This window comes from Brevundimonas sp. LPMIX5 (assembly GCF_003576505.1).
In the GTDB taxonomy this organism is placed as follows: Bacteria; Pseudomonadota; Alphaproteobacteria; order Caulobacterales; family Caulobacteraceae; genus Brevundimonas; species Brevundimonas naejangsanensis.
Map to the genome: position 1 here is coordinate 238,198 of NZ_QWTZ01000002.1, position 22,702 is coordinate 260,899.

General features: G+C 66.6%; 23 protein-coding genes. 12 read left to right on the plus strand and 11 right to left on the minus strand.

Annotated features, from left to right (window positions below; all coding sequences use genetic code 11):
- Window positions 1-47 precede the first annotated feature (47 nt).
- Entirely contained in the window at window positions 48-878 is an 831-nt protein-coding gene (gene sseA / locus D1604_RS02160; RefSeq protein WP_119412419.1) for a 3-mercaptopyruvate sulfurtransferase, read from the plus strand.
- Here sseA and D1604_RS02165 read toward each other — a convergent pair.
- Together D1604_RS02165 and D1604_RS02170 are read right to left on the minus strand one after the other, a co-directional pair.
- Window positions 875-2,194 carry a dicarboxylate/amino acid:cation symporter gene (locus D1604_RS02165; protein WP_119411998.1) on the minus strand — a complete coding sequence of 440 codons (1,320 nt, stop codon included), beginning with the start codon at window positions 2,192-2,194 and terminating at the stop codon, window positions 875-877. The two genes, sseA and D1604_RS02165, sit on opposite strands and share 4 nt — an antisense overlap.
- 31 nt (window positions 2,195-2,225) lie before the next feature.
- On the minus strand, window positions 2,226-3,335 hold the full coding sequence (locus D1604_RS02170; protein ID WP_024352773.1) for an amino acid ABC transporter substrate-binding protein: 1,110 nt from the start codon (window positions 3,333-3,335) through the stop codon (window positions 2,226-2,228).
- A gap of 226 nt (window positions 3,336-3,561) precedes the next feature.
- Between D1604_RS02170 and D1604_RS02175 the strand changes: the two genes are divergently transcribed.
- The gene (locus tag D1604_RS02175) at window positions 3,562-4,113 is read left to right on the plus strand and encodes a TetR/AcrR family transcriptional regulator (protein WP_003169749.1); all 552 of its coding nucleotides are present in this window, start codon (window positions 3,562-3,564) and stop codon (window positions 4,111-4,113) included.
- Between the two features lie 101 nt (window positions 4,114-4,214).
- Here D1604_RS02175 and D1604_RS02180 read toward each other — a convergent pair whose 3' ends face one another.
- On the minus strand, window positions 4,215-5,030 hold the full coding sequence (locus D1604_RS02180) for a hypothetical protein (RefSeq protein ID WP_233551814.1): 816 nt from the start codon (window positions 5,028-5,030) through the stop codon (window positions 4,215-4,217).
- Window positions 5,031-5,141: 111 nt separating this feature from the next.
- Here D1604_RS02180 and D1604_RS02185 point away from each other — a divergent pair, with 111 nt between their 5' ends.
- Together D1604_RS02185 and D1604_RS02190 are read left to right on the plus strand one after the other, a co-directional pair.
- Window positions 5,142-5,747 carry a TIGR00730 family Rossman fold protein gene (locus tag D1604_RS02185; RefSeq protein ID WP_119412000.1) on the plus strand — a complete coding sequence of 202 codons (606 nt, stop codon included), beginning with the start codon at window positions 5,142-5,144 and terminating at the stop codon, window positions 5,745-5,747.
- A gap of 115 nt (window positions 5,748-5,862) precedes the next feature.
- Window positions 5,863-6,156: a CC_3452 family protein gene (locus D1604_RS02190; protein WP_119412001.1), complete on the plus strand. Its 294-nt coding sequence runs from the start codon at window positions 5,863-5,865 to the stop codon at window positions 6,154-6,156.
- Between the two features lie 75 nt (window positions 6,157-6,231).
- Here D1604_RS02190 and gltX read toward each other — a convergent pair whose 3' ends face one another.
- The 3 genes from gltX to D1604_RS02205 all read right to left on the minus strand — a co-directional run bounded on the left by gltX (window position 6,232) and on the right by D1604_RS02205 (window position 8,698).
- Window positions 6,232-7,566 (minus strand): glutamate--tRNA ligase, encoded by a 1,335-nt coding sequence (gltX, locus tag D1604_RS02195; protein ID WP_119412002.1) that lies wholly within the window; start codon window positions 7,564-7,566, stop codon window positions 6,232-6,234.
- A gap of 81 nt (window positions 7,567-7,647) precedes the next feature.
- Entirely contained in the window at window positions 7,648-8,082 is a 435-nt protein-coding gene (gene dksA, locus D1604_RS02200; protein WP_081650853.1) for an RNA polymerase-binding protein DksA, read from the minus strand.
- A gap of 187 nt (window positions 8,083-8,269) precedes the next feature.
- Entirely contained in the window at window positions 8,270-8,698 is a 429-nt protein-coding gene (locus D1604_RS02205) for a flagellar assembly protein FliX (protein WP_119412003.1), read from the minus strand.
- Window positions 8,699-8,881: 183 nt separating this feature from the next.
- On the opposite strand from D1604_RS02205, the gene D1604_RS02210 reads away from it, so the two are divergent.
- The 4 genes from D1604_RS02210 to D1604_RS02225 are packed head-to-tail and all read left to right on the plus strand — an operon-like array spanning window position 8,882 to window position 12,394.
- Window positions 8,882-10,000 (plus strand): flagellar basal body P-ring protein FlgI, encoded by a 1,119-nt coding sequence (locus tag D1604_RS02210; protein WP_119412004.1) that lies wholly within the window; start codon window positions 8,882-8,884, stop codon window positions 9,998-10,000.
- Window positions 10,000-10,308 (plus strand): rod-binding protein, encoded by a 309-nt coding sequence (locus D1604_RS02215; RefSeq protein WP_119412005.1) that lies wholly within the window; start codon window positions 10,000-10,002, stop codon window positions 10,306-10,308. Before D1604_RS02210 ends, D1604_RS02215 begins: the two co-directional genes overlap by 1 nt.
- Window positions 10,305-10,745 carry a flagellar basal-body protein FlbY gene (locus tag D1604_RS02220; RefSeq protein ID WP_119412006.1) on the plus strand — a complete coding sequence of 147 codons (441 nt, stop codon included), beginning with the start codon at window positions 10,305-10,307 and terminating at the stop codon, window positions 10,743-10,745. Before D1604_RS02215 ends, D1604_RS02220 begins: the two co-directional genes overlap by 4 nt.
- 47 nt (window positions 10,746-10,792) lie before the next feature.
- Window positions 10,793-12,394, plus strand: coding sequence for an EAL domain-containing protein (locus tag D1604_RS02225; RefSeq protein ID WP_119412007.1), 1,602 nt, complete (start codon window positions 10,793-10,795; stop codon window positions 12,392-12,394).
- On the opposite strand, the gene D1604_RS02230 is transcribed toward D1604_RS02225, so the two are convergent.
- Window positions 12,367-13,968, minus strand: coding sequence for an ABC-F family ATP-binding cassette domain-containing protein (locus D1604_RS02230; RefSeq protein ID WP_119412008.1), 1,602 nt, complete (start codon window positions 13,966-13,968; stop codon window positions 12,367-12,369). The genes D1604_RS02225 and D1604_RS02230 overlap by 28 nt on opposite strands.
- Window positions 13,934-14,071: a hypothetical protein gene (locus D1604_RS15710; protein ID WP_155802393.1), complete on the minus strand. Its 138-nt coding sequence runs from the start codon at window positions 14,069-14,071 to the stop codon at window positions 13,934-13,936. The genes D1604_RS02230 and D1604_RS15710 overlap by 35 nt, the downstream gene beginning before the upstream one ends.
- 155 nt (window positions 14,072-14,226) lie before the next feature.
- Between D1604_RS15710 and D1604_RS02235 the strand changes: the two genes are divergently transcribed.
- Together D1604_RS02235 and uvrA are read left to right on the plus strand one after the other, a co-directional pair.
- The gene (locus D1604_RS02235; protein ID WP_199683632.1) at window positions 14,227-14,766 is read left to right on the plus strand and encodes a group III truncated hemoglobin; all 540 of its coding nucleotides are present in this window, start codon (window positions 14,227-14,229) and stop codon (window positions 14,764-14,766) included.
- Window positions 14,767-14,862: 96 nt separating this feature from the next.
- Window positions 14,863-17,802, plus strand: a complete 2,940-nt coding sequence (gene uvrA / locus D1604_RS02240; RefSeq protein ID WP_119412009.1) for an excinuclease ABC subunit UvrA — start codon at window positions 14,863-14,865, stop codon at window positions 17,800-17,802.
- A gap of 65 nt (window positions 17,803-17,867) precedes the next feature.
- Here uvrA and D1604_RS02245 read toward each other — a convergent pair whose 3' ends face one another.
- Window positions 17,868-18,758: a glycerophosphoryl diester phosphodiesterase membrane domain-containing protein gene (locus D1604_RS02245; RefSeq protein ID WP_119412010.1), complete on the minus strand. Its 891-nt coding sequence runs from the start codon at window positions 18,756-18,758 to the stop codon at window positions 17,868-17,870.
- Between the two features lie 109 nt (window positions 18,759-18,867).
- On the opposite strand from D1604_RS02245, the gene trmFO reads away from it, so the two are divergent.
- On the plus strand, window positions 18,868-20,286 hold the full coding sequence (gene trmFO / locus D1604_RS02250; protein ID WP_119412011.1) for a methylenetetrahydrofolate--tRNA-(uracil(54)-C(5))-methyltransferase (FADH(2)-oxidizing) TrmFO: 1,419 nt from the start codon (window positions 18,868-18,870) through the stop codon (window positions 20,284-20,286).
- Here the strand turns inward: trmFO and D1604_RS02255 are convergent.
- On the minus strand, window positions 20,283-21,488 hold the full coding sequence (locus D1604_RS02255; RefSeq protein WP_119412012.1) for an MFS transporter: 1,206 nt from the start codon (window positions 21,486-21,488) through the stop codon (window positions 20,283-20,285). The genes trmFO and D1604_RS02255 overlap by 4 nt on opposite strands.
- A 64-nt stretch (window positions 21,489-21,552) precedes the next feature.
- Here D1604_RS02255 and D1604_RS02260 point away from each other — a divergent pair, with 64 nt between their 5' ends.
- Window positions 21,553-22,044, plus strand: a complete 492-nt coding sequence (locus tag D1604_RS02260; protein ID WP_119412013.1) for a MarR family winged helix-turn-helix transcriptional regulator — start codon at window positions 21,553-21,555, stop codon at window positions 22,042-22,044.
- 110 nt (window positions 22,045-22,154) lie between these two features.
- On the opposite strand, the gene D1604_RS02265 is transcribed toward D1604_RS02260, so the two are convergent.
- Window positions 22,155-22,688: a rhodanese family protein gene (locus D1604_RS02265; RefSeq protein WP_119412014.1), complete on the minus strand. Its 534-nt coding sequence runs from the start codon at window positions 22,686-22,688 to the stop codon at window positions 22,155-22,157.
- Window positions 22,689-22,702 lie beyond the last annotated feature (14 nt).

A 22,702-nucleotide genomic window follows, 5' to 3' on the forward strand; every position in this document is an offset into this window, starting at 1 on the left:
GCTCCTGAAAGCATGATTGTTTGGGCGATCATGATAATCATGGCGCCATGAACACGCCCCTGATCTCGACCGAAGCCCTCGCCGCGCAGATGACCAAGCCGGACCTGCGCATCATCGACGCCAGCTGGTGGCTGGACGGACGGGACGCGCACGCGGATTTCGAGCGCGAGCGGCTGCCGAGGGCCGTCTTTTTCGATCTGGACGCGGTGTCGGATCGGGAAAGCCCCTATCCGCACATGCTGCCCTCACCGGACGCCTTCGCGGAGGCGATGGGAGCGAGGGGCGTCAGCGAGGCGGACGACATCGTGGTCTATGACGCCCAAGGGCTGTTCTCGGCGGCGCGGGTCTGGTGGACGCTACGGACGATGGGCGCTCAGCGCGTGCGCGTGCTGGATGGCGGCCTGCCGAAATGGAAGGCCGAGAATCGACCACTGGAAGGCGGTGAGGCGGAAGGACCTGTTCCTGCGCGGTTTGAGACGCAGTTCGACGCCGATGCCGTAGCGGATTTCGATCAGGTCGGCGCCGCGCTGGCCGAGGGCCTTCAGGTTGTCGATGCGCGCGGGGCGGCCCGCTTTCGGGGCGAGGCGGCCGAACCGCGTCCCGGCGTGCGCGCTGGCCATATGCCGGGGGCGTTGAACCTGCCCTTCGCCAATCTGCTGAATGCGGACGGGACGCTGAAACACGGTCAGGCGCTGGAAGACGCCTTTCGCGCGGGGGGCGTCGATCTGAAGCAGCCTGTCATCACCAGTTGCGGCTCGGGCGTGACGGCGGCGATCCTGACGCTGGGGCTGGCCGTGCTGGGGCGGCCGTCGCGGCTCTATGACGGGTCGTGGGCCGAATGGGGCGCGCGGCCGGACGCGCCCCTCGCCGTCGGTTAGGCCGCGCCGGTCGCCAGCGGCGGCGCATCCGGCTCGTCTTCATCCTTTTCGCCGCGAGAAACGACAGTGGCGATGACCAGGTCTCCGGTGACGTTCAGCGACGTCCGGCACATATCCAGGAAGCGGTCGACGCCCAGGATCAGGCCGATGCCCTCCGGCGGCACGCCCACCATCGCCAGGATCATGGCGATCACCGGCAGACTGCCCGCCGGAACCCCTGCCGTGCCGACCCCGCCCAGAATACAGACCAGCATGACGATAACCTGCTGGCCCAGCGTCAGGTCGACGCCGAAGAACTGGGCCAGGAACAGCACCGTCACGCCTTCGAACAGGGCGGTGCCGTTCTGGTTGGCGGTGGCGCCGACGGTCAGGACGAAGCGGGCGATCTTGCGCGGCAGGCCCAGCTCCTGCTCGGCGACGCGCAGCGACACCGGCAGGCTGGCGTTCGAGGAGGCGGTGGAGAAGGACACCACCATCGCCTCACGGATGGAGCGGAAAAACTTCACCGGCGACATGCCGCCGATCAGCCAGACCACCAGCGGATAGACGACGAACATATGGATCGCCATCGCGCCCACGGCGACGGCCACGAAGGCGCCGAGCCGGATCAGCAGGTCCCACCCGAACAGGGCCGCCAGATTGAACATCAGGCAGGCGATGGCGAAGGGCGCGATGCGGATAACGAGGTTGATGAGCTTCATCATCACCTCGAACAGGCCTTCGATCGTCTGTTGCAGGCGATCTGTGGCCGGGCTCTTGGCCATGACCAGGCCCACGCCGAAGAAGAGGGCGAAGACCATGACCGGCAGGATCTGGTTCTCGGCCGCCGCCGTGAAGACGTTCGACGGGATCAGATCGAGGAAGAAGTCGCCCGCCTGAACCGAGGTCGGCGCATTGCCGATGATGGAGGCCGCCCCGGCGCGCCCCTGATCCAGAAGCTGCTGGGCCAGGACCGGATCAACGCCATCGCCCGGCCTGAAGATATTGACCATGACCATGCCGATCAGCACGGCCATTGCCGAAATCACGACGGTGTAGATCAGGCTGCGCGATCCCGCGCGCCCCAGGGCCTTCAGATCGCCCATCTCGGCCACGCCGATGACCAGAGCCGAGAACAGCAGGGGCAGCACCAGCATAAACAGCAGGCGCAGGAATATCTGGCCTGCGGGTCCTGTAATGTTGGAGGTCAGCCACTGAACCCAGCCGACATCGCCGCCGATGGTCAGATTGACGATGAGGCCGCCGATGAGGCCGACCAGAAATCCGATCAGCATCAGCATGTGAAGCGGCAGTCCGCGCTTGGCTGTAGTCTCCATCCGGTCCCTTCCCTGATCCCCCCTGCTTGGACTAGCGGACAGGAAGGCCGTAGATCAACCCGCTAGGTCGAGAGGACCATTGAGCATTCAGTCCCCGATCGAGATCAAGCGATGACTGTTCGCCCAGGTTTCGATTGAATATCTCGCCGTAATTTCCGCTCACTGTGATCGCATCCAGCGCCCATGTCCGCGGCAGATCGACGCTGGGCCCGAAATCACCTTCTACGCCAAGCAGGCGTCGGACCCTGGGGTCTGCAGAATTCTTGGCCAGATCAGCCGCATTGTCGCGGGTTACGCCCAGTTCCTCGGCCAGGATCAGAGCGTTCAGCGTCCAGCGGATCACCGCCAGCCACCGATCGTCGCCATTGCGCACGACCGGACCCAGCGGCTCCTTGGAGATCACGTCGGGCAGGATCATGTGCTGCTGAGGGTTGGGCAGGGTCGTGCGGGCGGCTGCCAGGGCCGAGATGTCGGCGGTGAAGGCGTCGCACGCCTCGCGCGCATAGGCCTGACGCGCCTCCCCTTCGGTGGCGACGACGACCGGTCGGTATTCAATGCCCCTGCGACGGAAATAGTCTTCGACGTTCAACTCGGTCGTTGAACCGGACTGGACGCAGATACGCGCACCGTTCAACTCGGCCGCGCTGGTCAGGTTTAGCGAGCGGCGGACCATGAAGCCCTGGCCGTCGTAGTAATTGACACCGGCGAAGCTGAGGCCCGCCGCCGTGTCGCGGCTCATGGTCCAGGAGGTGTTGCGCCACAACACGTCCACCCGACCGGCGCGGACAGCCTCAAATCGCTGTTCCGTCGTCAGCGGCACGAAGCGCACCGCGTCCGGGTCGCCGAAGATGGCCGCCGCCGTAGCCCGGCAGAAATCGACATCGAAGCCCCGCCAGGCGCCCCGGTTGTCGGTATAGGCGAACCCCACCAGGCCTTCGTGCACGCCGCAGTTCAGGCGGCCGCGCTGGCGGATCGCCGCCAGAGTCGGACTTTCCTTGACGTCAGGCAGGGCGGTCGGAACGCGCGGAGTCGGTTCACGCACGGCGTCGGCCTGCGGTTCGTCCTGTCGCCCGCAGGCGCCCAGAAGCACAAGCGCCGCCGCCAGTCCCGGTCCGATCCACTGCGCCTTCATGCCGTTCATCGCCTCTTACTCGCCCCGCCCTTAGTTAGGCCGCCCAGAAGGCGCACCGCAACCCGCGCGGGGGGACTAAAGCCGGGCCGGAGCCGCGATTCGCGAACCTTGCAGTCTGATCAGGCGGCCCGTAAGACAAATCATCGCATAAACCATATTTTCACCGATGCCCCCTTCCGTCGCAGACAAGCCTAGGCGCCGTCGCCGTTCGCCCGAAGAAGCACGTCGCGAGGCCTTGGCCTCGGCGCGCGATCTGTTGCTGGCTCGCGGGCCGAACGCCGTCACCCTGACCTCTGTCGCAGGCGAGATCGGCGTCACCCATGCTAATCTGATCCACCATTTCGGATCTGCGGCCGGGCTGCAATCGGCGTTGATGGCCTCGATGACCGCTGATCTGAGCGATGCCCTGGATGCGGCGATCATCCGGTTGAGAACCGATGACGGCGCGCCGCTTGAGGTGGTCAACGCCGTATTCACCGCCTTCTCGACCGGCGGCGCCGGACGCCTCGCCGCCTGGATCGCCATGTCGGGGGATCTGTCTCATCTCGAACCTGTGCGGGCGGCGGTGCAGAACCTGGTCGCGGCCATCAAGGAAAAGATCGGGGCAAGCGGCGGACAGGCGGATGATATTATCGGCTCGGCCGTCCTCTTCATCGCCCTGAGCGCATTCGGCGACGCTCTGATCGGCGATCCTCTGCGCGATATGCTGGGACAGGACGACGACGCCGGACGCCAGGTCGTCGCTCGGCTGCTGGCGCGGCTGTTGGTCGATTACTCGGCCTCATGACGTCAAAAAGAGAGCCCGACGCCAGGCGCCGGGCTTGAAGTCATTCGGTGATGGTGGGTGTCCTCCGAAAAAGAAGACAATCCGTAGATCAACCGGTTTGGTTAATGTGGCGTTAACGACGTTTCGGGCGATGCCGTGGAGCCAGGAATATCGGGGAACCAGCTGGTCTGGCGCGCGGCGTCCGACAGGGCGCGCGTGACCCTCCATCCCTGTCCTGCGCGTTCCGCCCGTCCCGTCGCGGGGCCCGGTCCGGGATAGGCGTAACGCTCGCCCGCGACCTCGATCTGCACCGCCCGATCGCTGACTCGAGACAGGGGCGTGGTCCATAAGCCCGCTTCGTCCGCCACGGCGACGGCTGTTTCGCCTTCGCTCTTCACCTCGACGCGCTGGCCGGGCTTGGCGCGGCCGGATGCCAGCAAGGCGCGACCATCGCCGTCCACGGCGTCCAGAGCAGGACCGTCCGTCAGTCGACGGCTGGGGCCGCCGTCAATCAGCAAGGCCGCTACGATGGCGCCGTCTCCGGCCAGAAAAAGCCGTTCCGGCCCAGGCGTCGGCGTCTGGCCAATCTGGATTTCCGGCGTCAGGACATGGCCGAGCGCTTCCCTGCCGACCGGCAGTTCAAAGCGCCCGTGCGAATCTGCGCCCGCAGCCATCGCCTCGCCCAGGGCGTTGCTGAGAATGACGCGCGCGCCCGGGGGCGCCTGACCGCTGACCACCACGCCGGAGCCTTGCCTCGAGCCTTGCAAAGTCACCTTGTCGATGTGCGGCGCGGCGGCCCAGTTTTCCTGATCCGCCTGTTTCGGCTCTTCAGGGGGCTGAGGCGGAGAGCCGCAACCGGCGACAGTCAGGCTAAGAAACGCCGCCAGAGTCAGCTTCTGCCCGCCTCGTCGCCACGCCGCCCTAGCTCTCGCCCTCATCCTGTCGTCCTTCGCTCGTTCCATCCCGCCCCGCATCACTATAGGTTGCAGCCTCATCCGGGCCAGCCGGTTCGTGCTGGAGCTTAAACCGTAAAGGTCGTCAGACACTCCATGTCCCTGCCCCCCGTCAACATCGCCCCCTTCGAAGGTCGCTCCGTTTGCCTGTTCTGCGGCTCGTCCGACGGTACGGACCCCAAATATGTCGAGGCCGCTGCGGCTTTCGGCAAGGCGACGGCCGAGGCGGGCTGGCGCTTCGTTTATGGCGGCGGCGGCGTGGGGCTGATGGGCGCCTCGGCCCGCGCCGCCCATGCGGCAGGTGGTCGCGTCGTGGGCATCATGCCCGCCTTCCTGCGCAGCCGCGAGCGCCTGTTCGACGATGTGGAGACGATCGTCGTCACCTCCATGCATGAGCGCAAACAGCTAATGTATGACGAGTCCGACGTCTTCGTCGTCGCGCCCGGCGGCGTCGGCACGCTGGAGGAAGTGGTGGAGCTGCTGTCGTGGAAGCGGCTGGACCTGCACGCCAAACCGGTCATCTTCTTGAATCTGGACGGCTTTTGGGACGGCTTCTTCACCCTGATCGAACACACGGTCGAAAAGGGCATGACGCCGCGCAGCTTCCTGGACGCCTATGTCCGCGTGGATTCGGTAGAGGGCGCGATCGAGGCCATGAAATCAGCGCAGGACACGCCCCACTTGCAACATGATCGCCGGTAAGTAAACGTGCGTCAGTAACGCTGGTCCGTCGGGCGAGAAGTTGGATTGACAGTTTTCTTGAACAACGGTCTATGGCGTTGCTGGGCGTGCGCCCTACCTTTATCGGAGACTGTCCATGCGTGCTCTTCTCGCCGCCGCCGCCCTGTTCGCGGCCGCTCCCGCATTCGCCCAGGCGCCGGTTACCAGCGCCACCCTGGCCGACGCCGCCAGCGCGCCTTCGGGTCGCGTCATTGTCGACGGCGCGACCTGGCGTTGTGAAGGCGACGCCTGCACCGCCACGGGAGGCTCCAGCCAGCCGGCGACGCGCGCCTGCCGCCGCGCAGTCGCCAAGCTCGGCCCGGTGACCAGCTTCACCTACAAGGGCCAGAGCCTGAACGAAGACGAGATCGTCGCCTGCAACGCGGGCTGATCCAGCTTCAATCCTGAACGAAAAGGGCCGCCTTCACGACGAAGGCGGCCTTTCTTGTTTCCGTGAGGCGAAGCCTCAGGCGGCCTCGCCCTTGAGCCGTTGAACCAAGCGGTCTCGGCCGATCAGCGGGATCATGGCGGCCATGTCGGGCCCATGGGCCTGCCCGGTCAGGGCCAGACGCAGCGGCATGAACAGGCCCTTGCCCTTGGCGCCGGTCTTGTCCTTCACCGCCGAGGTCCAGGCCGACCAGGCGTCGGCGTCGATGGTGTCCGGCAGTAGTTCAAGAGCGGCGGCGGCGAAGGCGGCGTCTTCGATCACCGGCGTGACCGGCCCCGTGACGATCTTCGCCATATCGACGACATCGCCGAACCTGTTGAGGTTGCCCTTCACCGTGTTCCAGAAGGTCTCGCCCAGGTCGACGCCCAGAGCCTCCAGGCGCGGTTTGGCCTCGGCGTAGTCGATGGCGTGAACCGCCTGGGCGTTCAGACGGTCCAGATCAGCCGTGTCGTAGCGCGCGGGCGAGCGGCCCATCTTGGAGAAGGCGAAGGCGGCGCCGAGGTCTTCCAGCGAGGCGGCGACTTCCAGATTGTCGGAGGTGCCGATCTTGCCCAGGTGGCTGGTGATGGCGATCGGCTCATAGCCGTCGGCGCGCATGTCCATGATGGCCAGCGAACCCAAACGCTTTGACAGGGCCGTGCCGTCGGCGCCGACCAGCAGCGGCATGTGGGCGAAGCCGGGAACCTTGGCCCCCAGCGCCTCGAAGATCTCGATCTGGGCGCCGGTGTTGGTGACGTGGTCCTCGCCCCGGATGATGTGGGTGATGTCCATGTCGATGTCATCGACGACCGATGGCAGGGTGTAGAGGAACAGGCCGTCCTCGCGGATCAGAACCGGGTCGGACATGGAGGCGGTGTCCACCTCGGCGTGGCCGCGCGCCAGGTCTTCCCAGGCGACGCGCTTGCCTTCCAGCTTGAAGCGCCAGTGCGGACGGCGTCCCTCGGCCTCAAAGGCGACCTTCTCGGCGTCGGTCAGCGACAGGGATGCGCGGTCATAGATCGGCGGCTGGCCGCGCGACAGCTGCACCTTGCGGCGGCGGTCCAGTTCGTCGGCCGTTTCATAGCAGGGGTAAAGACGCCCCGCCGCCTTCAGGCGCGCAGAGGCCTCTTCATAGCGGTCGAACCGCTTGGACTGGTTGTAACGCTCGTCCCAGGTCAGGCCCAACCAGGTCAGGTCGGCCTCGATGCCGTCCTCGTATTCCTGCGTCGAGCGGGCCAGGTCGGTGTCGTCGATACGCAGCACGAATGAACCGCCCTGCCCTTTCGCGAACAGCCAGTTCACTAAAGCCGTGCGGACATTGCCGACGTGCAGCTTACCCGTGGGAGACGGAGCGAAACGAACCTTGACGGACATGGGGGATCAACGACCTCGATAGGAAGGCGGCTTGGTCGCGCCGCCGTCCGCTCAAGTCAAGCCGAACCGCCCGTAAAGACGTCAGTCGTCGCGGTGGACGCGCTCGCGGCGTTCGTGCCGTTCCTGAGCCTCGACCGACAGGGTGGCCGTCGGGCGGGCCTCAAGGCGACCCAGGCCGATCGGTTCGCCGGTGTCTTCGCAATAGCCGTAGGAGCCGTCTTCGATCCGGCGCAGAGCCTCGTCGATCTTGGAAATCAGCTTGCGCTGACGGTCACGGGTCCGAAGTTCCAGCGCGCGATCCGATTCCGACGAGGCCCGGTCCACCAGGTCGGGGTGGTTTTCGGTCTCGGCTTTCAGATTGGTGACCGTACCCTTCGATTCTCGAAGGATATCGTCCTTCCATGCCAGGAGCTTGTTCTTGAAATAGGCGACCTGCCGCTCGTTCATGAACGGTTCGTCGTCCGTCGGCCGATAAACGGCCGTGTCCCCAGACACTACAGAGGCCAATGCGGTCATCGCACTCACACTCGTTTCTCTATCGCGCCCCCCTGCGGCGCATGGGCCGTATAGGCAAGGGCAAGAGTCGCGGCAATGGCGTTCGCGTTTCCGTGATATGGCTAAGCTGCATTGACGCTGGGGAAGTGTGACGAATTATCCTCACAAATCCGGCGTCGGGGCGTAGAGGACTGAAGTTTCGTCGCCTTTAGGCGCGAATGCGGCTCATTTCCGCCTTCGCCAGCTCCACCGAGGCGCGCAGGTCGATCTGGTCCAGCACGGCGGTCAGGCCGGGTTCGGCCTCTTCGTCACGCTGTTCACCGATATCGCGGGCCAGACGGCTCAAAGCCGCCCCGCCGTCCTGACCGCCCAGCAGGGCCAGCTTCAGTTCGTCCAGACGGTCCAGCAGGCCGGAACCGCGACGGATGGCGCGGCGCCGACGCTCGGTCGGATCCTCAACGCCCTGCAGGGCCATCAGGGCTGCGGCGCCAGCCACGCCCGAGGCGGAGGATGTCGCGCCTGCCTGCGCTGAGGCGGCCGCGCCCCCCGTGCTCGGAAGGGCGAAACCGCCTGCGGCGCGCGCCGCAGGACGGGCGGTCGGCGTTGAAGCGGCGCCCAAGGGTCCGGTGACCTTCATGCAAGACGTCTCCTTCTACGCCTCCACCTTGACGGCAGGGGCTGAACTCTTGGTTAACGGCTAGGCAAATCCTGCCCGCAGGCGCCGGAGAAAAAGCCGACAATCATTGTAATTGCTTATGTTTTCAAGCGGCACGATCCTCGCATGGTTAATGGCGAACGCTCACGCAGGGACGTCCGTCGCATGCAGAAGTTGCTTACCGCCCTTATCGCCCCGGCCGTTGCGGCCGTCGCCCTTACCGTCGCGCCCGGCGCGGCGGAGGCCCAGTCGCGCATCAAGGACATCGTCTCGATCGAGGGCGTCCGCTCGAACCAGCTGGTCGGCTATGGACTGGTGGTGGGCCTGAACGGCACCGGCGACAGCGTCCGCAACTCGCCCTTCACCCGCCAGTCGCTGGAGGGGATGATGGAGCGTCAGGGCGTCAACATCCGGGGCGCCAACCTGAACACCAAGAATGTGGCGGCGGTCATGGTCACGGCCGAACTGCCGCCCTTTGCTACGCCGGGCTCGCGACTGGACGTCAGCGTCTCGGCGATGGGCGACGCCAAAAGCCTGTTGGGCGGCACCCTGCTGGTCACGGCCCTGCAAGGCGCTGACGGCGAGGTCTACGCCGTGTCGCAGGGGGCGGTCCAGACCGGCGCAGTTTCGGCCTCGGGTTCGTCCGGGTCGTCGATCACGCGCGGCGTGCCCACGGCGGGCCGCATCGCCTCGGGCGGGGTGGTCGAACGCGAGACCGGTTTTGACCTGGCGTCCATGCCCTCGGTGCGGCTGACCCTGCGCAACCCCGACTTCACCACGGCCCAGCGCATCGCCGCCGCCATCAACCAGACCTATCCCCAGACCGCCTTCGCCGAGAACGGAACGGTCGTCGCCATCCGCGCGCCCCAGAGCTTCGGCATGGCGGGCTTTTTGAGCCGGGTCGAGAATCTGCCGGTCCAGATCGATTCCCCAGCCAGGGTCATCATCGACGAGGTCAACGGCGTCATCGTCATGGGCGAGGCCGTGCGTATCTCCACCGTCGCCGTGGCGCAGGGGAATCTGACCGTGTCGGTGCAGGAAACGCCGATGGTCAGCCAGCCTGAGCCGTTCAGCCGTGGCGGCCAGACTGTCGTGGTGCCGCAGTCGGATGTCAGCATCAGCGAAGACGCAGGTCGTGAAATGCGACTGGTGGGCGGTTCCACCTCGCTGTCGACCCTGGTCAACGGCCTGAATGCGCTGGGCGTCAGTCCGCGCGACATGATCAGCATATTGCAGGCCATCAAGGCCGCCGGCGCCCTCCAGGCCGAAATCGAGGTGATCTGATGAGCCCCCTCGCCGCCTCTCCAGACCTGTTGCGCGATCCCGCCTCGGCTCTTCCTGGCCAACCGAAAAACCTTGAGGACATGCGTCGCACCGCCGAAGCCTTCGAGGCCAGCTTCCTGTCGCAGATGATGAAGCCGATGTTCGAGGGGCTGAGCACCGAGGCGCCCTTCGGCGGCGGCGCGGGCGAGGCTGCCTGGCGCGGCTTTCTGGTGGACGCGATGGCGCAGCAGACCGTCAAGGCCGGCGGCGTCGGCCTGGCCGACAGCGTTCTGGCCCAGATGATCAAGATGCAGGAGCAAGGCGCATGACCGCCGATGTCGAGACCGCCGCCCTACGCGTGCAGCATCTGACGCGTCTGACCCGCGACCTGACGGATCGACTGTCGCTGGAAATGGACGCCTTACGCGCTCACCGCGCCCAGGACCTGAACGAAGGCATGGCCCAGACTCAGGAGATGGCCAACCTCTATCGGCGTGAGTCCGCACAGGTAAAGGCCAATCCCGCCGCCATCGCCGCCGCGCCTGAGGCTGACCGGCACGCCCTGATCGAGGCGACCGAGGTCTTTGAAACGGTCCTGGCCGAACATGCCGTGACCGTGGAGGCGGCCCGTCAGATTTCTGAGGGACTGGTGCGCACCATCGCCGCCGAGGTGGCGGGCGCCCGCGCGCAGGGCGTCGGCTATGGCGCCTCGGGTCAGGCCATGCAGGGCGACGGCCGCGCGGTGGCGCTGAACCGCACGGCCTGACGCTCGCCGTCGCCTTTCCTTAACAGCCCGCGTCCTATGGCTTCGGCATGACCCTGACCCCTCGCCTGCTTGGACTGGCCTTCGCCGCCGCCGACGCCCTGATCGAAGTGGATCAGCAGGGCGTGGTGCGCTTTGCGCTGGGGTCCGGCGCCGTGGCGGGACAGCAGACGGCGGCATGGGTCGGCCACCCCTTCAGCGAGCGCCTGTCCATCAACAGCGCCGCAGCGCTGCAAGCCCTGCTGGATGGTTTGAACCCCGGACAGCGCAGCCCTGCAACCGAGGTTCTGGTGGATTGCGGCGACGGCCGGATGCGTCGGGCGACCCTGCGCGCCTTCGCCCTGCCCGACATCGCCCCGGCGCGGTCGTGCGCCCTGTCCTATGAGGGCGAGCCTTTCGCGGTCGGCGTGGAGCCTGTTCAGATCGGGGCTGCGCCGCCGGACGCCGAAGGGTTTCTGAACCATGCTCGCGCCAGCCTGTCGGGCGGCGACGCAGGCGCCCTGCAGCGGCTGGCGCTGGCCTTCATTGATGTGAACGGCCTGCAGGGCGTCGATGCGACCACGCTGGAACGGGTCCATAACCGCATAGGGGCCACCCTCAGCGCCGCCTCGCACGACGGCGCCAGCGCGGGGCGGCTGACCCCGGATCGCTACGCCCTGATCCGCAAGGCGGACGATCAACGCGACCTGGCCGATGAGATGCGTATGGCCGGGCAGGCGGAAGGTCTGGTTCTATCGGCTGTCGCCAGTCAGGCCAGTCTGGGCGAAGATGCCGCCTCGGCCCTGCGGGCCATGCGTTTCGCCATTGAGGGGTGTCTGAAGGAGGGCGGTCTGGAGCAGCCGGAACTGTCCTTCGCCGATTCCCTGCAACGGACGCTGAAGGATGCTGACCGCTTCCGCAGCATCGTGCGCGACCGGGAGTTCGCCCTCTACTATCAGCCGATCGTCGACCTGAAGACGCGGGCCGTGCACCATTTCGAGGCCCTGGCGCGCTTCGGCAAGGGGTCTGGGCCCGCCGCCGCCATCCGCATGGCCGAGGAACTGGCCCTGATCGACGGCTTCGATCTGGTCGTGGCGGAAAAGGCCGTCCGACGGCTGCGCGAACCGGGCGGGGGCCTGTTGAAGATCGCTGTCAATGTGTCGGGCGCCTCACTGGCGAGCGACGCCTATGTCGCCGCCCTAATGAAGATGACCGCCTCGGCGCCCGAGGATCGTCGGCGCCTCATGGTCGAGGTGACGGAAACCGCCGCACTGGCTGATCTGGCCGCCGCCGACCGGCGTCTGGGCGCCCTGCGCAAGGCGGGGATCAAGGTCTGCATCGACGACTTCGGCGCCGGTTCGGCCTCCTTCGACTATCTGCGCGGCCTGTCGGTCGATGCGGTGAAGATCGACGGCGGTCTGGTGCGCGACATCGACATCGACGCCCGCACCCGCACCCTCGTCGCCCATTTGGTCGAGCTGTGCGGCTCGCTGGAGCTGGAGACCATCGCCGAGATGATCGAGACGGATCAGGTGGCCGACGCCCTGCGCGATCTGGGCGTCACCCACGGTCAGGGCTGGCTGTTCGGCCGCGCCGAGGCCGAGCCGCGCACTGTTCTGAACGCTCCTGCGATCCGTGGACGCCGTCAGGGCGTGGTCGAAGGCTGGAGCTGACCTGACTTCAGAACGATGGTGCGGTCAACGCGCAGGTTGTGAATGAAATCAGCGTCGTGGCTGACCACCACCAGAGCGCCGTCATAGGCCGACAGCGCCGCCTCCACCGCCTCGACGGACTCGATGTCCAGATGATTGGTGGGCTCGTCCAGCACCAGCAATTGCGGCGGCTGGGCGCCTGTCATGACGCAGGCCAGAGCCGCGCGCAGCCGCTCTCCTCCTGACAGTTCGCCGACGCGCCGATCCGCCTGCACATTGCGGAACAGAAAACGCGCCAACGCCGCCCGCGCCGCATTGGGCGTGCCCTGCGGGTTCAGCCGCAGCCAGCCTTCGACGAGCGTTTCGCCAGGCCTCAGCATCGCCGCCTGCTGATCCAGCAGGGCGGCGCGCACTGGCAGTTCAATCGCCCCTGCTGATGGCTGGATCAGCCCCGCGATCAGCTTCAACAGGGTCGTCTTGCCTGCACCATTGGGGCCGACGACGGCGAGGCGCTCAGGCCCCGTCAGACGCAGTGAGATCGGACCCAGCAGGCGACGGTCGTCCTCGACGGTCACAACCGTCTCATTCAGATTCAGCACCAGCCGGCCTGCAGGCAGACCCGTCGCGGGTATGGCCAGCGCCAGTTGCCGCACCTGCTCGACGCGCTCACGCGCCTGAGTCAGGTCAGCCTCGACCGTCTGACGTTTGCGTTCGGCCAGACGCTGGCCGCGCGCACCGCTCTCCTCGGCGCGTTGGGCCTGGGCGTCGAGCAGGATTTTGGGATCGGAGCTGTTGGCGCGCGCCGCCTTGCCTGCACGATCGCGCCGGGCCTGACGCTCCTGCGCCGCCTGGGTTTCGCGCTGCACCCGGCCGACGGCGCGCTCGGCCTGTTCCAGGTCTCGTTCAGCGGCGGCCCGTTCGGCGTCGCGGCGCTCGACATAGAGATCCCAGCCGCCGCCATGCACCCGCGCGCCCAGGCTGGACAGTTCCACGATGCGATCCACGCGGCGCAACAGGGCGCGGTCGTGACTGACCAGCACCACCCCGCCCGGCCAGTCGGCCACGACATCGGCGATCATGGCGCGGGCTTCGGCGTCCAGATGATTGGTCGGCTCGTCCAGCACCAGCAGGTCCGGCGCCGCCAGTTTCAGCCCCGCCAGCCGCAGGCGCGTCTGTTCGCCGCCGCTGAGATCCGCCGTGCGATGATCCAGCGTCAGATCGGCCAGACCGACCTCGGCAAGAGCTGTCTGCATCCGCTTTTCCAGCGTCCAGTCCGCCTCGGCCATGTCGTCCAGCGAGCCATCGCCCGCCAGCACGCGATGCAGAATCGCCAAAGGCTCTCTGACGCCCAGCGTATCGGCGATGGTCTCGCTGTCGGCAGGGGTCGGGGCCTGCACCAGCCAGCCGATGCTTCCGACGCGCGTGATCGCGCCCTCGGCGGGCTCAGCCAGACCGGCGATCAGGCGCAGCAGCGTGGTCTTGCCCACGCCGTTACGACCCACGACGGCCGTGCGTTCGCGCCCGAAGGCGAGCGTCAGATTGTCGAAGAGGCCTCTGCCGTCAGGCGTGCGGGCCGCGACGCCGTTGAGCGTCACGAGTGCGGATGCGGACCGGTTTGGGCTTGGGTTGAGTAAGGACATAGGCGAGCGCGAGCAGCGGCATGGAAAGGGCGAAACCGATTTCCAGGGTGCTGATCATGATCGTCGTGCCTCCTCACTGATGCGTTGGCTGAGTGAAGGATGGGGACGGACGTTTCGTAACGCAACCCCAAAACTGCGGCTCCGCTTACACGTGCTGATGCGAGACGCCGCCTTGGACAATCCGCATCATGGCCTTTGCAGGCGTCGCTTCCTATGTTGGCGGACATGGACACGCCCGAGCGCACCCTCGCCTTCCGCATCGACCGTCCCGCGCCGGACCGGGCCGAGGCCGCCGCCCGCCGAGAAGCGGCCGTGGCCCGCATCCGCGCCGAGACCGGCATCGACGAGGCCATGATCGACGCTCTGGTCGAAGGCTTCTACGCCAAGGTGCGCGAGGATGATTTCATCGGTCCCATCTTCGCCGAGCGCATCGACGACTGGGGCCCACACCTGGCGCAGATGAAGCTGTTCTGGTCGTCTGTCGCCCTGTCGACCGGCGTCTATCAGGGGCGGCCAATGCCCAAACACCTGCCCCTGCCGATCGACGCCCGCCACTTCGACCAATGGCTGAAACTGTTCGAGGCGACCGCGCATGAACTGTGCCCGCCCGTCGCCGCCGAACACTTCATCGTCCGCGCCCGCCGCATAGCCGAAAGTCTGGAACTGGGCGTCGCCAACGCCAACGGCGTGATGGTCGGCCCCGGCGAACGCTATCGGCGACCGGAAACGTCGTGGGCGCCCGCAGCAGACTAGAAGTTCTCATATTGTTCTTGCTGTTTTCGGCGAATTGATCCCCATATAGCGTCGTCGCCTCGGACCGTTCCGGGGTCTTCCGCGTTCCCGGATTCCATGACCGAAAAGCATAACTTCATTCGCGTTCGCGGCGCCCGCGAGCATAACCTCAAGGGCGTCGATCTCGACATTCCGCGCGAGCAGCTGGTGGTCATGACCGGCCTGTCGGGGTCGGGCAAATCCTCGCTGGCGTTCGACACCATCTATGCCGAGGGCCAGCGTCGCTATGTCGAGAGCCTGTCGGCCTATGCGCGCCAGTTCCTGGAGCTGATGGGCAAGCCGGACGTGGACCTGATCGAGGGCCTGTCCCCGGCCATCTCCATCGAACAGAAGACCACGTCGAAGAACCCGCGCTCGACGGTCGGCACCGTCACCGAAATCCACGACTACATGCGTCTGCTCTGGGCGCGCGTGGGCATTCCCTATTCGCCGGCCACCGGCCTGCCGATCGAGAGCCAGACCGTCAGCCAGATGGTCGACAAGCTGACCGCCCTGCCCGACGGCGAGCGCATCCTGCTGTTGGCGCCGGTCGTTCGCGGCCGCAAGGGCGAGTACAAGAAGGAAATGGCCGAGTGGCAGCGTCAGGGCTTCCAGCGGCTGAAGATCGATGGCGAGTTCTACGCCATCGAGGACGCGCCCGCGCTCGACAAGAAGTTCAAGCACGACATTGATATCGTCGTGGACCGCATTGTAACCAAAGAAGGTCTTGAGGGCCGCTACGCCGACAGCATCCAGACAGCCCTGGGTCTGGCCGACGGCATCGCCACGGCGGAATGGGCGAATTCGCCCGAAGGCGAAGAGCCGCGTCGGATCGTTTTTTCCGAGAAGTTCGCCTGCCCTGTCTCGGGTTTCACCATCAGCGAGATCGAGCCGAGGCTGTTCTCGTTCAACAACCCCTTCGGCGCCTGCCCAGCCTGTGATGGACTGGGGGTCAAGCTGGCCTTCGACGCCGACTTGGTGATCCCTGACCGCGACAAGACCCTGCACAAGGGCGCGGTGGCGCCGTGGGCGCGGGGTCCCTCGCCGCTCTATACGCAGACGCTGCAATCGCTGGCCCTGCACTACGGATTCTCGATGGACAAGACTTGGCGCGACCTGCCGGAGAAGGCGCAGGCCGTCATCCTGCGCGGCTCGGGCGGCGACAAGATCAAGTTCGTCTATGACGACAACGCCCGCAAATACGAGGTCTCGAAACCGTTCGAGGGCGTGCTGCCGAACCTTGAGCGGCGCTGGCGCGAGACCGACAGCGCCTGGGTGCGCGAGGAACTGGGCCGCTATCAGTCCGAAACGCCGTGCGAGGTCTGCGGCGGCAAGCGCCTGAAGCCTGAGGCTCTGGCGGTCAAGGTCGGCGGCGAGGACATCGCCGACATCTCCAACCTGTCGATCTCGAAGGCCTTCCTGTGGTTTTCGACGCTGGAAGACGCCCTGACCGAAAAGCAGATCGAGATCGCCCGGCGCATCCTCAAGGAAATTACCGACCGGCTGCGCTTTCTGAACAATGTCGGGCTGGACTATCTGAATCTGTCGCGCTCATCCGGCACCCTGTCGGGCGGCGAGAGCCAGCGCATCCGCCTAGCGTCGCAGATCGGATCGGGCCTGACCGGCGTCCTCTATGTTCTGGACGAACCGTCCATCGGCCTGCACCAGCGCGACAACACCCGCCTGCTGGACAGCCTCAAGGGGCTGCGCGACCTCGGCAACTCGGTCCTGGTGGTCGAGCACGATGAAGAGGCCATCCTGACGGCCGACTACGTCATCGACATGGGTCCGGCCGCCGGGGTCCACGGCGGTACGGTCTGCGCCGAGGGCACGCCCGCTGAGGTCATGGCCAACCCCAACTCCCTGACCGGCCAGTATCTGACCGGCGCGCGCGAGATCGAACTGCCGCCCGAAGGCCGCCGCCCCATCAACCGCAAGCGGATGCTGAAGGTCTCGGGCGCGACGGGCAACAACCTGAAGAACGTCACGGGCGAGATCCCGGTCGGCGTCTTCACCTGCATCACCGGCGTATCGGGCGGCGGCAAGTCGACCTTCACCATCGAGACTCTCTACAAGGCCGCCGCGCGGCGTCTGAACAATGCGTCCGACGCCCCCGCCCCGTTCGACCGGATCGAGGGGCTGGAGCATTTCGACAAGGTCATCGACATCGACCAATCGCCGATCGGCCGCACCCCGCGCTCGAACCCAGCGACCTATACCGGCGCCTTCGGCCCGATCCGCGACTGGTATGCGGGCCTGCCCGAGGCCAAGGCGCGCGGCTACGGCCCCGGCCGCTTCAGCTTCAACGTCAAGGGCGGCCGCTGCGAGGCCTGTCAGGGCGACGGCGTCATCAAGATCGAGATGCACTTCCTGCCCGACGTCTACGTCACCTGCGACGTCTGCAAGGGCAAGCGTTACAACCGCGAGACGCTGGAAATCGTCTTCAAAGGCAAGAGCATATCGGATGTTCTGGATATGACGGTTGAAGAGGCTGCGCGCTTCTTCACCGCCGTGCCGTCGATCCGGGACAAGATGCTGACGCTGGAGCGCGTAGGCCTCGGCTACGTCAAGGTCGGCCAGCCCGCCACCACCCTGTCCGGCGGCGAAGCCCAGCGGGTCAAGCTGTCGAAGGAACTGTCCAAGCGGGCGACGGGCAAGACGCTCTACATCTTGGACGAGCCGACGACCGGGCTGCACTTCGAGGACACGCGCAAGCTGCTGGAGGTGCTGCAGGAACTGGTCGAGAACGGAAACACCATCGTGGTGATCGAGCACAATCTCGACGTCATCAAGGTGGCCGACCACCTGCTGGACTTCGGCCCTGAAGGCGGCGACGGCGGGGGCGAGATCGTCGCCGTCGGCACGCCGGAACAGGTCGCCGAGAACCCCGCGAGCTGGACCGGCCGCTATCTGAAGGAAGTGCTGGACCGGCACGAGAAGCGTCGCAAGGGCCGCGTCGCCGCCCTGACCGCTGAGCCTGCGCCCGCCAAACGCGCCAAGGCCCGCAAGAGCGCCTGAGCCCTATGAGGAAGGCCGCGCCCCTTGCCGGAGCGCGGCCTTTCTAATTCAGGGATGGCCTGTGATCAGGCCCGCCGCTCGTCCTTCAGGCCGAGATAAGCCGACGAGAACGGGGCGTAGATGATGGCCGCCTGCGCCGCCGACAGCAGGGCGTTGACCACGCCCCAGATCAGCAGGGCCGGCCAGAACCGCGCCAGAAGCGCGACGACATTGGTCGTCTCGGCTCCGATCAGGCTGTTCAGGCCGCCGAAGATCATATTCAGCGGGGCGATGATGATGGAGCCCAGAAGCCCCACCAGAATAGACATGACCCCAGCCAGGATCGCCATGCCCAACAGAGGCCAGAAACGGCCCTTGGTCATGGCCCAGCTTTCCTTGATGGCGATCTTCTCCTCGGCGAAGGTCATCGGCACGACCAGGCTGAGGCGCACGGCCAGCCAGATGGCGACCGCCACAAGCGCCAGACCTCCCAGCACAGCCGGGAGAACCAGCCAGGACGCACCTGTACCGGCAGCGAGACCCGCGAAAAGACCGACGATCAAGGCGCCGCCCATGGTGACGAAAAACATCAGCACCGCGACCAACAGGGTGGCCCCAAGGACTCGCAGTTCATCCCGGCCGAGACGCAGATAGCCGAAACGCTTGTCCTGCGGCCGGATGACCGAGCGCGCGACCGCCGTAGCGAGCACGGCGCTGAACAACAGAGACAGAGGCAAGGCCAGCCCCATCATGGCGCCGTAGGCCTGACCCAGCGTGGACAGGTCGCTCATCGACGGCGACGGGTTCTGCTCGACCTGTTCGGCCAGGCTGATGATGTTGATGAGGTTCCCACCCGCTACAGCGAAGAACACCACGAAGAAGGCGACATAGGCGCCCGCCCAGGCCAGGATGGCGAGCGGCGCCCGCCGGGCCAGACGGAAGCCCTCGAAGGCGGATTCGGTGGCGTTGAAACTCATGCTGGCTCCTCGATTCCCGGTCAGCTTAACGCAGCCGCCGCCCGTGCGACAGCGCCGACCACGACAGGCGCCGCATGACAGGACCGCGTCGCGCGGCTAGAAGGCCGCCATGTCGAACGCGTCTCCCGCTCCCCGCCCCGCCCCCGCTCCTGTGCATGTCATTGGCGGAGGTCTCGCCGGTTCCGAAGCGACCTGGCAGATCGCCCAGGCGGGCGTGCCCGTCATCCTGCACGAAATGCGCCGGGACGAGCCGGAACAGGTGCGCACCGACGCCCACCACACGACGGGCCTGGCCGAACTGGTCTGCTCAAACTCCTTCCGCTCGGACGACTGGGAGTTCAACGCCGTTGGCCTGTTGCACGCCGAGATGCGGGCTCTGGACAGCCTGATCATGGCCTGCGGCGACGCCAATCAGGTGCCGGCAGGCGGCGCCCTGGCGGTTGATCGCGTCGCCTTTTCGGACGCGGTGACGGCCAAGCTGGAAGCGCACCCGCTGGTGACCATCGTGCGCGAAGAGATCGCGGGCATTCCGCCGGAAGGCTGGGACAATGTGATCGTCGCCACCGGGCCGCTGACCTCGCCCGCCCTGGCCGAAGCCATTCTGAAGGTGACGGGCGAAGAGTCCCTCAGCTTCTTCGACGCCATCGCGCCGATCATTCACACCGACAGCATCGACTTCGATGTGGCCTGGCGCCAGTCGCGCTATGACAAGGAAGGCCCCAGCGGCGACAAGGCGGCTTACGTGAACTGTCCGATGGACAAGGCCCAGTACGAGGCCTTCATCGACGCCCTTCTGGACGGCCCCAAGGCTGACTTCAAGGAATGGGAGGACGTGCCCTATTTCGACGGCTGCCTGCCGATCGAAGTCATGGCCGAGCGCGGCCGCGAGACCCTGCGTCACGGCCCGATGAAGCCGGTCGGCCTGACCAACCAGCACAATCCGACGGTCAAGCCCTACGCCATCGTGCAACTGCGTCAGGACAATGCGCTGGGGACCCTGTTCAACATGGTCGGCTTTCAGACCAAGCTGAAATACGGTGCCCAGACCGACGTCTTCCGCATGATTCCCGGGCTTGAGAACGCCCAGTTCGCGCGTCTGGGCGGTCTGCACCGCAACACCTTCCTGAACAGCCCCAGGTTGCTGGACAAGCAGATGCGGCTGAAGGCTCTGCCTCGCCTGCGCTTCGCCGGTCAGGTGACGGGGGTCGAGGGCTATGTCGAGAGCGCGTCGATGGGTCTGCTCACCGGACGACTGGCCGCCGCCCAGGCGCTGGGCCGCGATCTGACCCCGCCGCCGCCGGAAACGGCGATGGGCGCCCTGGTCGAACACATCACCGGCGGGCACATGGAAGGCTCGAAGTTCCAGCCGATGAATATCAACTACGGCCTGCTGCCGCCGCTGGAGGCGCCCAAGGTCGATGAGGACGGCAAGCGCATCCATCCCAAGGAGCGCGGCCGCGCCAAGAAGCGCCTGCAGAGCCTCCGCGCCATCGAGGCGCTGAAAGCCTGGCGCGACGCGGCGGCCTAACGCAGCTTGGCGCCGCCGGGGCGGAAGGTCAGGGTGATTGCGGCCATGACCAGAAGACCCAGCCCCATCAGCATCCACGCCTGACTGAGATCCGACAGGCGGTCGCGCAGCAGCCCGGCCGCCAGCGGCGACAGGCTGGCGATGATGTAGCCGCCGCCCTGAACGAAGGCGAGCAGGTCGCCGGAGCGGACCGGATCGTCAATCTGGTCCATCGCCAGGATCAGGGTCAGGGGAAAGACGGCGCCGATCCCCAGACCCAGCAGCAGCATGACCGGGACCGCCAGACTAACCGGCGTCAGCACCAGTCCGGCCAGACCGATCAGGGCCAGGGCGACGGCCAGCAGCATCGGCCCGCGCCGGTCGGGAAAGCGCGCGATGAACAGCGACACCAGCACGCCCGCCAGCACCTCGGCGCCCGTCATGCCGCTGAGCAGGAAGCCCGCCGTCGCCCTCGCCTGCCCCATGTCGACATAGTAGGGCGGCAACCAGGCCAGCACGAGCGTGTAGGCCGAGGTGCCCAGCCCCAGAATGGGGATCAGCGCCCAGGCGCGGGGCTGTTTCCAGAACGGGAGCTCGGGGTCGGTTCCTTCGGCCACGGCGAGGCGGTTCGGCTCTTCGGCGGGCGGGGTGCGCGAGGCGATCATCCAGACGACGGCCGCCACAAGGGCCGGAACCGACCAGAGCGCCAGCGCCACGGCCCAGCCGAACGCCTCGGCGAAACCCGCCGCCGTCGCCGCCGCCACGGCCGCGCCGCCCATGATGCCGGTCGTATAGACGCCCATCACCGTGCCGAACCGCGCCGGAAATGCGCGCTTGATGACGACGGGCGCCAGGGCCTGAATGAGGGCCACGCCGACGCCGACCACCACGGCGCTGAGGATCAGGCCGCCGGCGCTGCTGAACGGCCAGCGGGCCAGACAGGCCAGAGCGATGAGAACGGCGCCGAGCAGAATGCCCATCCGCTCGCCCAGACGGCGCCGCAACGGCCGGATCGACAGGGCTCCGACGCCGATCATCGCCACCGGCAGGGTCGTCAGCAGGCTGGCCGTGGTCGAATCCATGCCCGTCGTCGCCTCGATCAGGTCGAGCAGCGGCCCGACGGCCGCCATCGCCGGACGCAGGTTCAGCGCCAGGGCGAAGATGGCCGCGATCAACAACAGGCCCGCGCCGCGCGACGGCGGCGAGGCGTTCGACTGATCCATCCGAGGTGACTCCGACTGCGAGAGGCGATAGTATCTCTCCATCGAGTATCTTGATGTCAAGACAATGACCGATCGCGCCGCCCGCGCCGCCGCCCAATGGGCCGTTGCGCGCCCAGACCTGGACCTGCTGGCTATGGAGACGCTGGGGCGTCTGCATGAGGCCTCGATTCTGGTCACGCGCGAGCGGCAGGCGCCGCTGTATGCGCGCTACGGTCTGCAGCATGGCGAGTTCGATGTTCTGGCGACGCTGCGCCGTGCGCCCTCGTCCGAGGGGCTGACGCCCACCGCGCTTTATGAGGCGACGATGATGTCGTCCGGCGGCATGACGGCGCGGCTGGACCGGTTGCAGAAGTCCGGCCTGATCGAGCGCACGCCGCACCCCGGCGACCGCCGCGCCTCACTGGTCAAGCTGACGCCCAAGGGCTTCGATCTGATCGAGGCCATGATGCCGCTGCACATGGCGGAAAGTCAGGCCATGCTGGCCGACCTGTCGCGCGAAGAGCAAGCCGCGCTGGGCGCCCTGCTCGCCCGCCTGATCGCGACGGTCGAAGCTTAAACCATTTTCAGTTCAGTCGGAATCGACTGAACCCAGAACAATGGTCCAGAAATATCTGGAGCGAACATCTGAGTTTAGTTGGACTTGCGTCCAACTAAACCGATTTCGCTCTAGGCCCGCTTCATCCGACGGTTCCAGGGCATGACCGCCAGCAGCCGCGCCATGCCGCAGAAGCCGGTCGCGCCGGCCACGAACAGGCCCGCCCCGACAAAGGCGCTGACGCCCCAGAAGCCGGGATGGACCATGACGCCCAGCGCCCCGCCCAGCAGGATCAGTCCGCCCGCCGCCATCTGCACCTGACGCATCAACTCCAGCGGCTGTTTGCGGTCGGCCACGACCGGCAGGCCCGCCTTCTTCCAGGCGTCCAGACCGCCCGCCAGAACGTGGGACGGCCCATCGATGCGGGCGGCCAGTCTATCGCAGTTGCCGGCCGTGCGGTTGCCGCTGCGGCACATGAAGATGACGTCCTTGCCGGGCTTGAGGTTGAGATCAGCGCTTTCAAAAGCGGACAGGGGCGCCGTCACGGCTCCCGCGATGTGTTCGCGCGCATGTTCATCAGGCTCGCGCACGTCGATCAGCACGGCCGCGCCCGCCTTCAGGCGAGCGGCGACATCGGCGGGGGAAAGGGAAACCAGCGGGTTCATCAGAAAATCTTTCA

Coding starts and splice junctions, on each gene's coding strand:
- D1604_RS02235 (WP_199683632.1), top strand. CDS start 14,227: ATGTTGGCGGACATGGACACGCCCGAGCGCACCCTCGCCTTCCGCATC.
- trmFO (WP_119412011.1), top strand. CDS start 18,868: ATGTCGAACGCGTCTCCCGCTCCCCGCCCCGCCCCCGCTCCTGTGCAT.
- uvrA (WP_119412009.1), top strand. CDS start 14,863: ATGACCGAAAAGCATAACTTCATTCGCGTTCGCGGCGCCCGCGAGCAT.
- sseA (WP_119412419.1), top strand. CDS start 48: ATGAACACGCCCCTGATCTCGACCGAAGCCCTCGCCGCGCAGATGACC.
- D1604_RS02205 (WP_119412003.1), bottom strand. CDS start 8,698: ATGAAGGTCACCGGACCCTTGGGCGCCGCTTCAACGCCGACCGCCCGT.
- D1604_RS02245 (WP_119412010.1), bottom strand. CDS start 18,758: ATGAGTTTCAACGCCACCGAATCCGCCTTCGAGGGCTTCCGTCTGGCC.
- D1604_RS02260 (WP_119412013.1), top strand. CDS start 21,553: ATGACCGATCGCGCCGCCCGCGCCGCCGCCCAATGGGCCGTTGCGCGC.
- D1604_RS02255 (WP_119412012.1), bottom strand. CDS start 21,488: ATGGATCAGTCGAACGCCTCGCCGCCGTCGCGCGGCGCGGGCCTGTTG.
- D1604_RS02170 (WP_024352773.1), bottom strand. CDS start 3,335: ATGAACGGCATGAAGGCGCAGTGGATCGGACCGGGACTGGCGGCGGCG.
- D1604_RS02190 (WP_119412001.1), top strand. CDS start 5,863: ATGCGTGCTCTTCTCGCCGCCGCCGCCCTGTTCGCGGCCGCTCCCGCA.
- gltX (WP_119412002.1), bottom strand. CDS start 7,566: ATGTCCGTCAAGGTTCGTTTCGCTCCGTCTCCCACGGGTAAGCTGCAC.
- D1604_RS02210 (WP_119412004.1), top strand. CDS start 8,882: ATGCAGAAGTTGCTTACCGCCCTTATCGCCCCGGCCGTTGCGGCCGTC.
- D1604_RS02165 (WP_119411998.1), bottom strand. CDS start 2,194: ATGGAGACTACAGCCAAGCGCGGACTGCCGCTTCACATGCTGATGCTG.
- D1604_RS15710 (WP_155802393.1), bottom strand. CDS start 14,071: ATGATCAGCACCCTGGAAATCGGTTTCGCCCTTTCCATGCCGCTGCTC.
- D1604_RS02220 (WP_119412006.1), top strand. CDS start 10,305: ATGACCGCCGATGTCGAGACCGCCGCCCTACGCGTGCAGCATCTGACG.
- D1604_RS02185 (WP_119412000.1), top strand. CDS start 5,142: ATGTCCCTGCCCCCCGTCAACATCGCCCCCTTCGAAGGTCGCTCCGTT.
- D1604_RS02225 (WP_119412007.1), top strand. CDS start 10,793: ATGACCCTGACCCCTCGCCTGCTTGGACTGGCCTTCGCCGCCGCCGAC.
- D1604_RS02180 (WP_233551814.1), bottom strand. CDS start 5,030: ATGAGGGCGAGAGCTAGGGCGGCGTGGCGACGAGGCGGGCAGAAGCTG.
- D1604_RS02215 (WP_119412005.1), top strand. CDS start 10,000: ATGAGCCCCCTCGCCGCCTCTCCAGACCTGTTGCGCGATCCCGCCTCG.
- D1604_RS02265 (WP_119412014.1), bottom strand. CDS start 22,688: ATGAACCCGCTGGTTTCCCTTTCCCCCGCCGATGTCGCCGCTCGCCTG.
- dksA (WP_081650853.1), bottom strand. CDS start 8,082: ATGACCGCATTGGCCTCTGTAGTGTCTGGGGACACGGCCGTTTATCGG.